Genomic DNA, 12706 nt, shown 5'->3' on the forward strand with positions numbered 1-12706 from the left:
GGCCCGGCGTTGTCAGTGGCGAGTCGTACCGTGGGGGACATGCGGCCCGTAACCCAGATCGAACGCAAGGTGGCGCCTTTCGAGGTCGTCAGCCCGTACCAGCCCAGTGGTGACCAGCCCACGGCCATCGCCGACCTCGAGCGGCGCATCCGGGCCGGTGAGAAGGATGTCGTGCTCCTCGGCGCGACCGGCACCGGCAAGTCCGCCACCACCGCGTGGATGATCGAGAAGCTCCAGCGGCCGACGCTCGTCATGGCGCCGAACAAGACACTGGCCGCCCAGCTCGCCAATGAGTTCCGCGAGCTCCTGCCGAACAACGCGGTGGAGTACTTCGTCTCGTACTACGACTACTACCAGCCCGAGGCGTACGTTCCGCAGTCGGACACCTACATCGAGAAGGACTCCTCGATCAACGAGGAGGTGGAGCGGCTGCGCCACTCCGCCACCAATTCGCTGCTCACCCGGCGCGATGTGGTGGTCGTCGCCTCCGTCTCCTGCATCTACGGCCTCGGCACGCCACAGGAGTACGTGGACCGCATGGTGCCGCTCAAGGTCGGCCAGGAGATCGACCGCGACCAGATGCTGCGCCGCTTCGTCGACATCCAGTACACACGCAATGACCTGGCGTTCACCCGGGGCACCTTCCGGGTCCGCGGCGACACCGTGGAGATCTTCCCGGTCTACGAGGAGCTCGCGGTCCGGATCGAGATGTTCGGCGACGAGATCGAGGCGCTGTCCACCCTCCACCCGCTCACCGGCGAGGTCATCAGCGACGACCAGGAGCTGTACGTCTTCCCGGCCAGCCACTATGTGGCCGGTCCCGAGCGGATGGAGAAGGCGGTCAACGGCATCGAGCGCGAGCTCGAGAGCCGCCTCGCCGAGCTGGAGAAGCAGGGCAAGATGCTGGAGGCCCAGCGGCTGCGGATGCGCACCACCTACGACATCGAGATGATGCGCCAGATCGGCTCCTGCTCCGGTATCGAGAACTACTCGATGCACTTCGACGACCGCGAGCCCGGCTCCGCGCCCAATACGCTCCTCGACTACTTCCCCGAGGACTTCCTCCTCGTCATCGACGAGTCCCATGTCACCGTGCCGCAGATCGGCGCGATGTACGAGGGCGACGCCTCCCGTAAGCGGACCCTGGTCGACCATGGCTTCCGGCTGCCCTCCGCGCTCGACAACCGCCCGCTGAAGTGGGAGGAGTTCCAGGAGCGGATCGGCCAGACCGTCTACCTCTCGGCCACCCCCGGCAGCTACGAGCTGTCGCGCGGCGACGGCTTCGTGGAGCAGATCATCCGGCCGACCGGCCTCGTCGACCCCGAGGTCGTCGTCAAGCCCACCGACGGCCAGATCGACGACCTCATCCATGAGATCCGCACCCGCACCGAGAAGGACGAGCGCGTCCTCGTCACCACCCTCACCAAGAAGATGGCCGAGGACCTCACCGACTACATGCTCGAACTGGGCATCCAGGTGCGGTATCTGCACAGCGACGTGGACACGCTGCGCCGGGTGGAGCTGCTGCGCGAGCTGCGCGCCGGCGAGTACGACGTGCTGGTCGGCATCAACCTGCTGCGGGAGGGCCTGGACCTGCCCGAGGTGTCGCTGGTCGCCATCCTCGACGCCGACAAGGAGGGCTTCCTGCGCTCCGGTACCTCGCTGATCCAGACCATCGGCCGCGCGGCGCGCAATGTCTCCGGCCAGGTCCATATGTACGCCGACAAGGTCACCCCGGCGATGGAGAAGGCCATCGAGGAGACCAACCGCCGCCGCGAGAAGCAGATCGCGTACAACACCGAGCGCGGTATCGACCCGCAGCCGCTGCGCAAGCGGATCGGCGACATCGTGGCCACCCTGGCCCGCGAGGAGATCGACACCAAGGAACTGCTGGGCACCGGCTACCGCCAGGCGGACCAGGGCAAGGGCAAGGCTCCGGTGCCCGCCCTGGGGTCGCAGAAGGCGGGCCGGAAGGGCGGCAAGGCGGCCGCGGGCAAGGACGGGGCACTGACCGACCGTCCGGCCGCCGAACTGGCCGAGCTGATCGAGGAGATGACCGAGCGGATGCGGGCCGCGGCGGCGGAGCTCCAGTTCGAGGTGGCGGCCCGGCTGCGGGACGAGGTGGGGGAGTTGAAGAAGGAGCTGCGGCAGATGAAGGAGGCCGGGCTCTCCTGATCCGCCCGGCTCCGGGGCACACCGCACCTCCGGGGCACACCGCACCTCCGGGGTGCCCCCGCCAGGTGCCGCGTCTCCGGCCGTGCCCGGCTGTGTTGCAAGAACGACACAAAAGCCGCCCGCCCGGCTGGAGTCCAGCCACCAGTGCATAGGGTTTTCGCAAGGGCCGCGCATTCCGGCGGACCAGGGCCGCGCCATGCGCAGGCCACGGGGCTTCGAGAGACGAGAGTGGGGACAGCACGTGACTGTCAACATGTCCAAGGGTCAGGCCATCAGCCTGCAGAAGGCCGACGGGGGCACCCTGACCGCGGTGCGGATGGGGCTGGGCTGGCAGGCGGCGCCTCGCCGTGGGCTGTTCGGATCACGTACCCGGGAGATCGACCTCGACGCGTCGGCGGTGCTCTTCGCCGACCAGCAGCCCACCGACGTCGTGTTCTTCCGTCATCTGGTGAGCGATGACGGCTCGGTGCGGCACACCGGTGACAACCTGGTCGGCGGCGCCGGTCAGGGCGGCGACGACGAGGCGATCCTGGTCGACCTCCAGCGGGTTCCGGTGCATATCAACCAGATCATCTTCACCGTGAACTCCTTCACCGGTCAGACCTTCACCGAGGTGCAGAACGCGTTCTGCCGTCTGGTGGACGAGACCAACGGCCAGGAGCTGGCGCGCTACACCCTCACCGGCGGCGGTCAGTACACCGCGCAGATCATGGCGAAGGTGCAGCGGGTGGGCAGCGGCTGGCAGATGAAGGCCGTGGGCGAACCGGCCAACGGCCGTACCTTCCAGGACCTGATGCCGCACATCCTGCCGCATCTGTAAGGCGCCGCTGTCCGTCGGCCCGGTGGCGCATCCGCCCGCCGGGCCGATCTGTTCGGCCATGACGCACACGACGCACGCGACGCACCTGACGCACACGACATACGCGACGCGTACAACGGCACACAACGAGGGGACGCAGCGATGACGGTCGAGCTGGTGCGGGGGCAGAACCACCCTCTGCCCCAGACCCGTTTGGAGATCCGGATCTCGGCGGGCAAACCGATCGTGGCCGGGGTGACACTCGGCGATGAACAGGGCACGGTGCGCGGGGCGGACCGGGTCGCCCACCCCGCCTCCCCGCAGCTGCCCGGTGTCGAGGTGCCGAAGCAGGCCGCGGCGGACCACCGGCTCGCCGTCGATCTCGGCGCGCTGCCCGAGGGCGTCCACCGGGTCACCGTGCTGCTCGCGCTGCCGACCGGTGTCGGCGGCCCGGTCCGATTCGGCGCCCTGGCCGCCCCGTTCGCGGCCGTCACCGGGCTCGACGGCACCGAGGTGGCCAGCTACACGGTCGCAGGTCTGGACGAGGAGTCCGCGGTGGTCGCGCTGGAGCTGTACCGTCGGCAGGACGCCTGGAAGGTGCGCGCCGTCGGCCAGGGGTACGCGGGCGGGCTCGCCGCGATGCTCCAGGACCAGGGGCTGCCGCGGGCCGCCGAACTCGCCGCGGAGATCAATGAGGCGGTGGCCCGGGGCATGGCCCGTTCGGTCGCCCAGCCGCCTCCCCGCTCCGGGGACGACGGACGGGTGCGGACCGCCACCGCGGGCGGCAGCTCCGAGCCCGGCCCGGTCCCGGCCCAGGCGCCGGGCCCGGCCCAGCCGCAGACGCCCGCCGCGTCCGGCTCCGGTGGCCCGGTCAGCTACCAGCACCCCGGCCGCCGTACGGCCACCCCGCCCACCCCGCCGCCGGCCGTCCCGCCCGCCGCGCCCGGTCAGCCCGCGCGCCCGGTCGCGGGCGACGCCTCCGGCTGGACGATGGACGAGCGGCTCTACAACCAGGTCTGGGGGATGTTCGAGGACCTGGCCCGGACCACCGCCGCCTACCGCAGCGCCGTGGACTTCGCGGACTCGCGGATGGAGCAGGAGCTGGACCGGGTGCTCTCCGATCCCCGCTCCCGGATCGGCGCCGCGGCCGACACCGCCCGCGCGGAGGCGCGCGCCAAGCACTCCGCGCTGGTGGACCAGGCCCGTGCCGCGCTCGACCGCGACCTGGCGCAGCTCGCCGCCGAGGCCGAGGTGGTCGAGCCCGCGCTGCCGCCCGCGTACGCCCGCTGGGAAGGCCCGGTATGGCAGGGCTACCAGGTACCGATGGAGATCCCGATGGCCCTGCGCCTGGGCGATCTGCACCTTCCCGAGAGCACCGAGCTGCGGATCCCCATGCTGGTGCGGCTGCCGCTGGAGCGCGGGCTGTGGATCGACTCCGGCCGGAGCGGCTCGCTCGAGAGCGCGATGCTGGAGTCCGGGGGGCTGCGCAAGCTGGCGTCGGACACCGCGGTGGCCATCGCCGCCCGGCTGCTGGCCGTCTATCCGGTGGGGGAGTTCCAGCTCCAGGTGATCGACCCGGCCGGGTCGGCCTCGGCCTCGTACGCCCCACTGCTGGAGTCGGGCGCGCTGCGGGCGCCCATGGCCGGGGCCCAGGGCGTGAGCCAGACGCTCGCCGCGCTGACCCGCCGGGTGGACCTGGTGCAGATGGCGGTCCGCAGCGGTGCCGCGGACGCGCTGCCGCCGGATGTGGACCCCGCCGAGCAGCTGCTGATCGTGCATGACTTCCCGCACGGCTTCGACGACCGGGCCGTGACCCAGCTGCGCTATCTCGCGGACGAGGGGCCCTCGGTGGGCGTGCATCTGATGATGGTCGCCGACCGGGACGACGCACGGGGCTATGGACCGGTGCTGGACCCGCTGTGGCGGTCGCTGCTGCGGATCACCCCGGTCGCCGACGACCATCTCGCCGACCCCTGGGTGGGGCACGCCTGGACCTATGAGCCCTCGCTCGCCCCGGCGGGCAGCCAGGTGCTGTGGCAGGTGATGGGCCAGGTGGCGCGCGCCAGGGAGGCGTACGGCAGGTAGGGCGGGCGGCAGGTAGGGCGGGCGGAGCCCGTCCGGACGCGCTCCGTCAGCGTCCCGCGGTGGCCCGCGATCCGGTCACCGCGGGTGCGCACTGGCTTGCGCATTGACTTGGCAAGCCCTTCCGACCTGCACTTTTGCCTCTTTCTTTACTCTTCCATGGGCATTCCTGTACTCTCTTTCCTACGGAGGGGAGTACTCCCGAACGGTGTTCCCGTCACCACGGATCGTGACCGTCTTTCGCTGAAGGCCGGACGCGATCCCGGGGCATCGGCCCGTGCGCACGCGCGGGCGGAAGAGACCTCCGGCAGCGACACGCTGAAACTGCCGCACACATGCCGGAGGAACCGTGACTGTCTCCCTGACCATGTGGGCACTGACCATCGCCGGTCTCAGTGCCCTCATAGCCGTCGACTTCTTCATCGGCGGCCGCAAACCGCATGAGGTCTCCCTCAAGGAGGCCGGGATCTGGACCACCGTCTGGATCGCCCTCGCCGGGCTCTTCGGCCTCGGCCTGCTGTTCTTCGCGGGCGGCCAGCCCTCCGGGGAGTTCTTCGCGGGCTTCATCACCGAGAAGTCGCTGAGCGTCGACAATCTCTTCGTCTTCGTCCTGATCATGGCGAAGTTCGCGGTGCCCACCATCTACCAGCAGCGCGTACTGATGGTCGGTGTACTGATCGCGCTGGTGCTGCGGGCAATCTTCATCGCCGGCGGCGCGGCGATCATCTCGACCTTCTCCTGGGTCTTCTACCTCTTCGGCGCCTTCCTCATCTGGACGGCCTGGAAGCTCATCCAGGAGGCGCGCTCCGGTGAGGAAGACGAGGAGTTCGAGGAGAACCGCCTGCTCAAGGCGGTCGAGCGGCGCGTCCCGTCCACCGACAAGTACCACGGCACCAAGCTGTTCATCAGGGAGAACGGCAAGCGGCTGATGACGCCGATGCTGATCGTCATGCTGGCGATCGGCACCACGGACGTCCTGTTCGCACTGGACTCGATCCCCGCGATCTTCGGTCTCACCCAGGACCCGTACATCGTCTTCACCGCCAACGCCTTCGCCCTGATGGGTCTGCGCCAGCTGTACTTCCTCATCGGCGGACTGCTCAAGAAGCTGGTCCACCTCTCGTACGGGCTGTCGGTCATCCTCGGCTTCATCGGTGTGAAGCTGGTGCTGCACGCGCTGCACGAGTCCGGGGTGGCCGTCCCCGAGATCAGCATCCCGGTCTCGCTCGGCGTCATCTGCGCGGTGCTCGCGATCACCACGGTCACCAGCCTCTACGCCTCGAAGAAGCAGGCCGCGGCGGAGGCCGGCACCACACCCGAGGCCGATGATCCGAAGCGGGAGAAGGACAGCGTGGACGTCTGACCCACGCCAGGGCGCGCATCGTCCCGCGCGCCCCCGTCCGACTCCCCTCACCAGGCGCGCACTCCGAGCACCCGGTGCGGGCGCCCCGCCCGGCGCCCACTCCGACGCACCCGGTGCGCGCGCCCGGGAAGGCGCCCCCTCCATCAGGCGGGCGCCTCTCCTGCCTCCAGAGGCCGTACGGCCGGCCGCTCCTCCACGGAGTGGTCGGCCGTCGGCCGCGTCTCGGGCAGCAGTGCGAAACAGCCCAGGCTGAGCAGGGCCACCGCGGTCAGATAGCCGGCCACCTCCCACGGCGGGCCGTCGCCGTGCGACAGCGCCGTGGCCACCACCGGGGTGAGCGCACCGCCCAGGACGCCCCCGAGGTTGTAGCCGACCGCCGCACCCGTACAGCGCACCCGTGCCTCGTACAGCTCCGGCAGATACGCCGAGATCACCGCGAACATGGTGATGAAGCCGAGCAGCGCCACCGCGAAGCCGAGGAACATCAAGGGGGGCTCCCCGGTGCGCAGCAGCGCGATCATCGGGAACATCCACACCACCGTGGCCGCGCAGCCCGCCAGACACATCGGCCGCCGTCCGAAGCGGTCCCCGAGATGGGCCGCCAGCGGGGTCAGGGCACCCATCACCGCCACCGCCGCCATGATGCAGCCCAGCATGACCGTACGGTCCACACCGAGCGTTTCCGTGCCGTACGCCAGGGACCAGGTGCTGACCGCGTAGAAGACGGCGTAGCCGACCGCCAGCCCGCCCGCGGTGAGCAGCACCAGCCGCCAGTGGCCGCGCACCACCTCGGTCAGCGGGGCGGTGGCCCGCCCACCGTGCTCGGCCAGCTCACGGAAGCGCGGACTCTCGGTCAGCCGGGTGCGCAGCAGCAGCCCGGCGCCCGCCAGCACCCCCGCCACCCAGAACGGCACCCGCCACCCCCAGGAGCGGAACTCGGCGTCGCTGAGCATCGCCGAGAGGGCCAGCATGATGCCGTTCGCCAGCAGGAATCCGACGGCCGGGCCGATCTGCGGAAAGCCCGACCACAGCCCGCGCCGCCGGGCGGGCGCGTGCTCCGCGGTCAGCAGCACCGCACCGCCCCATTCACCGCCGACCCCGAGCCCCTGGAGGAAGCGCAGGATCAGCAGTAGTACGGGGGCGGCGACCCCGATGGAGTCGTAGGTGGGAACGAAGCCCACCGCGACCGTGGCCAGACCGGTCAGCAGCAGCGAGGCGACCAGGACCGGCCGCCGTCCGTGGCGGTCCCCGAGCGGCCCGAAGAGCAGGGCGCCGAGCGGCCGCGCGATGAAGCCGACGGCGAAGGTCGAGAAGGCGGCCAGGGTCCCGGCGAGCGGGGAGAAGGTGGGGAAGAACAGCGGGCCGAGGACGAGGGCCGCGGCCGTGCCGTAGGCGAAGAAGTCATAGAACTCGATCGCGGTACCGGCCAGGGACGCGGCGGCGAGTCGGGCCATGGACGGGGAGCGGTCAGCGTGCATGCCGCGCCAACCGCCGTCACCCGCCACCGGTTACGGGGCGGACGACGGCGTACGGAGGGGCCGGGGGCTCCGGCGGCGCGCGGAGGGTCGTTACCAGCCGCGCTTGCGCCACTCGCCCAGCTGCGGGCGCTCGGCGCCGAGCGTGGTGTCGTCGCCGTGGCCGGGGTAGACCCAGGTCTCGTCCGGCAGCCGGTCGAAGATCTTGGTCTCGACGTCGTGGATGAGGCTCTGGAACGCCTTGGGGTCCTTGAAGGTGTTGCCGACCCCGCCCGGGAAGAGGCAGTCGCCGGTGAACACGTGGGGGTGGCCGTGCGGGTCGTCGTAGACCAGCGCGATGCTGCCCGGGGTGTGGCCGACCAGGTGGCGGGCGGTCAGCTCGACCCGGCCGACGCGCAGGGTGTCGCCGTCCTCCACCAGGACGTCGGTGGGTACCGGGATGCCCTCCGCGTCATAACGGCCCGCGTAGGTACGGGCGCCGGTGGCCTCCGTCACCTCGCGCAGCGCGTCCCAGTGGTCCTGGTGGCGGTGGGTGGTGACCACGGAGGCGATCCCGCTGTCGCCGATGAGGGAGAGCAGGGTGCCCGGCTCGGCGGCGGCGTCGATCAGCAACTGCTCGTCGGTGGCCCGGCAGCGCAGCAGATACGCGTTGTTGTGCATGGGGCCGACCGCGACCTTCGAGATCATGAGATCGGTCAGTTCGTGCACGTCCGCCGGTCCGCCGACCGTCACCGCTCCGCTGTAGGTCATGGCCTCAGCCTAGTGGCGGCAGCACCGGGGCGGGGCCGCCCGCCCAGAACAGATCCGCGCCGTCCGTACGGCCGGTGAGCCAGCCCAGCAGGGCGGCCGGGGAGCCGCTGACGGTCAGCGGGGTCTCGTCCGGCGCCGCGGCCCGGCCGGTGTGCCGCGCGGAGTCCGCGCCCGGCACGGTCAGCCGCAGCGGGGGAATAGCGGGGTGCCCCGCCAACCTTGTAGAGGTGAGGACGTCGAGCTGGCGCTCGACGGACTCGGCCGGCAGGTCCGCCACGGTGTAGCCGATGGCGAGGTCGACATGGTGCAGCTCGACCTCGGCCAGGCGGCGCGGCGGGAGTCCGGCGGCCGGTTCGCGTACCCCGCCGCGCAGGGTGACCTCGCGGGACCGGTGCTCCACCGGGAGCGCCGCGACCGCGGTGTCGAAGCGGGCGGCCGCGGTGCGCAGATCGTCCAGGTGGGCCGGGAGCGGACGGGCCGCGTCCCGTGCGATCTCGGCGTCCCGCGCCTTGTCGTCGCGGTACATCGGGATCTCCTCGCCGGTGCGTGCCCCTGTGAGCAGGTTCACCAGGGCGTCGGCGTTGCGCGCCAGGTGCGCCAGCACATGGCCGCGGGTCCAGCCCGGCAGGGCGGAGGGCTCGGTGAGGGCGGTGTCGTCCAGCCGGGCGACCGCCGTCAGCAGCCGGTTCGTCGCCTCGGTGACGGCGGCGGCGTCGGATGCGTAGTCGCTCATGTCCCGACCGTAGTGCGAGCCACACGTTCGGGTGAACCCGGCTCACTACCCCCGCAAATCGAATGTGCGTGCTATAGGCTCGGCGTGCTGCATCCTTAAGACATCGCCGAGGCGCCCTCATACTCTTGGTCTGGGGGCTTCGCTCCGCTCCGTTCCTGCTCATCGGCAGGGAGCCCCGGAAGCGGGCCCGGCACACCCACCTCTCTCAAGAAAGGTGCCGACCGGCGTGGCCGACCGTCTCACCGTCCGTGGCGCTCGTGAGCACAACCTCAAGAACGTCTCGCTCGACCTCCCGCGTGACTCTCTCATCGTCTTCACCGGTCTGTCCGGGTCGGGCAAGTCGTCCCTCGCGTTCGACACGATCTTCGCCGAGGGGCAGCGCCGCTACGTCGAGTCGCTCTCCTCCTACGCCCGTCAGTTCCTGGGCCAGATGGACAAGCCCGATGTGGATTTCATCGAGGGCCTGTCCCCGGCGGTGTCCATCGACCAGAAGTCCACCTCGCGCAATCCGCGCTCCACGGTCGGCACCATCACCGAGGTCTATGACTACCTCCGGCTGCTGTTCGCCCGGATCGGCAAACCGCACTGCCCCGAATGCGGCCGCCCCATCGCCCGCCAGTCGCCGCAGGCGATCGTGGACCGGGTGCTGGAGCTGCCCGAGGGCAGCCGCTTCCAGGTGCTCTCGCCGCTGGTGCGCGAGCGCAAGGGGGAGTTCGTCGACCTCTTCTCCGACCTCCAGTCCAAGGGATACAGCCGGGCCCGGGTGGACGGCACCACCGTCCAGCTGACCGAGCCGCCCAAGCTGAAGAAGCAGGAGAAGCACACCATCGAGGTGGTCATCGACCGTCTCACCGTCAAGGACAGCGCCAAGCGCCGGCTGACGGACTCGGTGGAGACCGCGCTCGGGCTCTCCGGCGGCATGGTGATCCTCGATTTCGTGGATCTCGACGAAGACGATCCGCAGCGTGAGCGGATGTTCTCCGAGCACCTCTACTGCCCGTACGACGACCTGTCGTTCGAGGAGCTGGAGCCGCGCTCCTTCTCGTTCAACTCACCGTTCGGCGCCTGCCCGGAGTGCACCGGCATCGGCACCCGGATGGAGGTCGATCCCGAGCTGATCGTCCCGGACGAGGAGAAGTCGCTCGACGAGGGCGCCATCCACCCCTGGTCCCACGGCCACACCAAGGATTACTTCGGTCGGCTGGTCGGCGCGCTCGCCGACGCACTGGGCTTCCGTACCGACATCCCCTGGGCCGGGCTGCCGCAGCGCGCCAAGAAGGCGCTGCTCCAAGGGCACAAGACCCAGATCGAGGTCCGCTACCGCAATCGCTACGGCCGTCAGCGCGCTTACACCACCGCCTTCGAAGGCGCGGTGCCCTTCGTCAAGCGGCGCCACTCGGAGGCGGAGAGCGACTCCAGCCGGGAGCGCTTCGAGGGCTATATGCGCGAGGTGCCCTGCCCCACCTGTGAGGGCACCCGGCTCAAGCCGATCGTGCTCGCGGTCACCGTGCAGGGCCGGTCCATCGCGGAGGTCTCCGCGATGTCGATCAGCGACTGTGCCGAGTTCCTGCGGAGCATGAAGCTCACCGCCCGCGAGAAGACCATCGCCGAGCGGGTGCTCAAGGAGGTCAACGAGCGGCTGCGGTTCCTGGTCGACGTCGGCCTGGACTATCTCTCGCTCAACCGCGCGGCGGGCACCCTCTCCGGCGGCGAGGCCCAGCGGATCCGGCTGGCCACCCAGATCGGCTCCGGTCTGGTCGGGGTGCTCTATGTGCTGGACGAGCCGTCGATCGGTCTCCACCAGCGCGACAACCACCGGCTGATCGAGACACTGGTGCGGCTGCGCGACCTCGGTAACACCCTGATCGTGGTCGAGCACGACGAGGACACCATCAAGACCTCGGACTGGGTGGTGGACATCGGCCCCGGCGCCGGTGAGCACGGCGGCAAGGTCGTCCACAGCGGACCGCTGAGCGAGCTGCTGGTCAACGAGGAGTCGATGACCGGGCACTATCTGTCCGGTAAGAAGGTCATCCCGCTGCCCGCGCTGCGGCGGCCGGTGGACCCCAAGCGGCAGCTGACGGTCCACGGCGCCCGGGAGAACAACCTCCAGGACATCAATGTGTCCTTCCCGCTCGGGGTGCTCACCGCGGTCACCGGTGTCTCGGGCTCGGGTAAGTCCACCCTGGTCAACGACATCCTCTACACCCATCTGGCCCGTGAGCTGAACGGTGCGCGGGCGGTCCCCGGGCGCCATACCCGGGTCGCCGGTGACGACCTGGTCGACAAGGTGGTGCATGTCGACCAGTCGCCGATCGGCCGTACCCCGCGGTCCAACCCGGCCACGTACACCGGTGTTTTCGACCATGTGCGCAAGCTGTTCGCCGAGACGATGGAGGCGAAGGTGCGCGGCTATCTGCCGGGCCGCTTCTCCTTCAACGTCAAGGGCGGCCGCTGCGAGAACTGCTCGGGTGACGGCACCATCAAGATCGAGATGAACTTCCTGCCGGATGTGTATGTGCCGTGCGAGGTCTGTCATGGCGCGCGCTACAACCGGGAGACCCTGGAGGTGCACTACAAGGGCAAGTCCATCGCCGAGGTGCTGGACATGCCGATCGAGGAGGCGCTCGACTTCTTCGAGGCGGTGCCCACGATCAGCCGCCATCTGCGCACGCTCAACGAGGTGGGGCTCGGTTATGTCCGGCTGGGACAGCCCGCGCCGACCCTCTCCGGTGGTGAGGCCCAGCGGGTCAAGCTGGCCAGTGAGCTCCAGAAGCGGTCCACCGGGCGCACCGTCTATGTGCTCGACGAGCCCACCACCGGGCTGCACTTCGAGGACATCAGCAAGCTGATCAGTGTGCTCTCCGGACTGGTCGACAAGGGCAATACGGTGATCGTCATCGAGCACAACCTCGATGTGATCAAGACGGCCGACTGGGTGGTGGACATGGGCCCCGAGGGCGGCAGCGGCGGTGGTCTGGTGATCGCCGAGGGCACCCCGGAGAATGTGGCCTCCGTTCCGGCCAGCCACACCGGGAAGTTCCTGCGGGACATGCTGGGCGACCGGGTGAGCGACGCGATGGTGCCCGCGGCGCGCAGCGGCGGTAAGAACAGCGCCGGAGCGAAGAAGACCGCGGCCAAGAAGGCGCCCGCCAAGAGCGCGGCGAAGAAGACCGCCGCCAAGAAGACCGCCACGGCCGCCGCGGCCGCCACGAAGAAGGCGGCGGCCAAGAAGGCGGCCGGTAAGTAGCGCTACGCGCCTGTGGCCCGGCCCGCCGTGTTGAACGGCGGGCCGGGCCATGGGAGTTGGTGGGCCACCCGGCCGGGAG

General features: G+C 70.2%; 8 protein-coding genes. 5 read left to right on the forward strand and 3 right to left on the reverse strand.

Annotation, left to right across the window (positions count from 1 at the left end):
• The first annotated feature begins 39 nt into the window (after positions 1 to 39).
• The 4 genes from uvrB to AB0C66_RS09900 all read left to right on the forward strand — a co-directional run bounded on the left by uvrB (position 40) and on the right by AB0C66_RS09900 (position 6419).
• On the forward strand, positions 40 to 2175 hold the full coding sequence (gene uvrB / locus AB0C66_RS09885) for an excinuclease ABC subunit UvrB (protein WP_362435184.1): 2136 nt from the start codon (positions 40 to 42) through the stop codon (positions 2173 to 2175).
• 241 nt (positions 2176 to 2416) lie between these two features.
• Positions 2417 to 2995, forward strand: coding sequence for a TerD family protein (locus tag AB0C66_RS09890; protein ID WP_362435187.1), 579 nt, complete (start codon positions 2417 to 2419; stop codon positions 2993 to 2995).
• Between the two features lie 141 nt (positions 2996 to 3136).
• Entirely contained in the window at positions 3137 to 5059 is a 1923-nt protein-coding gene (locus AB0C66_RS09895; protein ID WP_362435190.1) for a TerD family protein, read from the forward strand.
• Positions 5060 to 5405: 346 nt separating this feature from the next.
• Positions 5406 to 6419 (forward strand): TerC family protein, encoded by a 1014-nt coding sequence (locus tag AB0C66_RS09900; RefSeq protein WP_362435192.1) that lies wholly within the window; start codon positions 5406 to 5408, stop codon positions 6417 to 6419.
• Positions 6420 to 6562: 143 nt separating this feature from the next.
• Here the strand turns inward: AB0C66_RS09900 and AB0C66_RS09905 are convergent, their stop codons facing one another.
• The 3 genes from AB0C66_RS09905 to AB0C66_RS09915 form a co-directional block, all read right to left on the reverse strand.
• Entirely contained in the window at positions 6563 to 7897 is a 1335-nt protein-coding gene (locus tag AB0C66_RS09905; RefSeq protein WP_362435195.1) for an MFS transporter, read from the reverse strand.
• Between the two features lie 90 nt (positions 7898 to 7987).
• Positions 7988 to 8644, reverse strand: a complete 657-nt coding sequence (locus AB0C66_RS09910; protein ID WP_362435198.1) for an MBL fold metallo-hydrolase — start codon at positions 8642 to 8644, stop codon at positions 7988 to 7990.
• Positions 8645 to 8648: 4 nt separating this feature from the next.
• On the reverse strand, positions 8649 to 9377 hold the full coding sequence (locus tag AB0C66_RS09915; protein ID WP_362435201.1) for a maleylpyruvate isomerase family mycothiol-dependent enzyme: 729 nt from the start codon (positions 9375 to 9377) through the stop codon (positions 8649 to 8651).
• 226 nt (positions 9378 to 9603) lie between these two features.
• Here AB0C66_RS09915 and uvrA point away from each other — a divergent pair, with 226 nt between their 5' ends.
• Complete coding sequence (uvrA, locus tag AB0C66_RS09920; protein ID WP_362435203.1) at positions 9604 to 12627, forward strand: excinuclease ABC subunit UvrA; 3024 nt, start codon at positions 9604 to 9606, stop codon at positions 12625 to 12627.
• Positions 12628 to 12706: the final 79 nt, after the last annotated feature.

Source organism: Streptomyces sp. NPDC048636, from assembly GCF_040650655.1.
Classification (GTDB): domain Bacteria; phylum Actinomycetota; class Actinomycetes; order Streptomycetales; family Streptomycetaceae; genus Streptomyces.

Excerpts from the sequence above, each read along its gene's own strand:
- AB0C66_RS09910 (WP_362435198.1), bottom strand. The coding sequence starts at position 8,644 with ATGACCTACAGCGGAGCGGTGACGGTCGGCGGACCGGCGGACGTGCAC.
- AB0C66_RS09915 (WP_362435201.1), bottom strand. The coding sequence starts at position 9,377 with ATGAGCGACTACGCATCCGACGCCGCCGCCGTCACCGAGGCGACGAAC.
- AB0C66_RS09895 (WP_362435190.1), top strand. The coding sequence starts at position 3,137 with ATGACGGTCGAGCTGGTGCGGGGGCAGAACCACCCTCTGCCCCAGACC.
- uvrB (WP_362435184.1), top strand. The coding sequence starts at position 40 with ATGCGGCCCGTAACCCAGATCGAACGCAAGGTGGCGCCTTTCGAGGTC.
- AB0C66_RS09905 (WP_362435195.1), bottom strand. The coding sequence starts at position 7,897 with ATGCACGCTGACCGCTCCCCGTCCATGGCCCGACTCGCCGCCGCGTCC.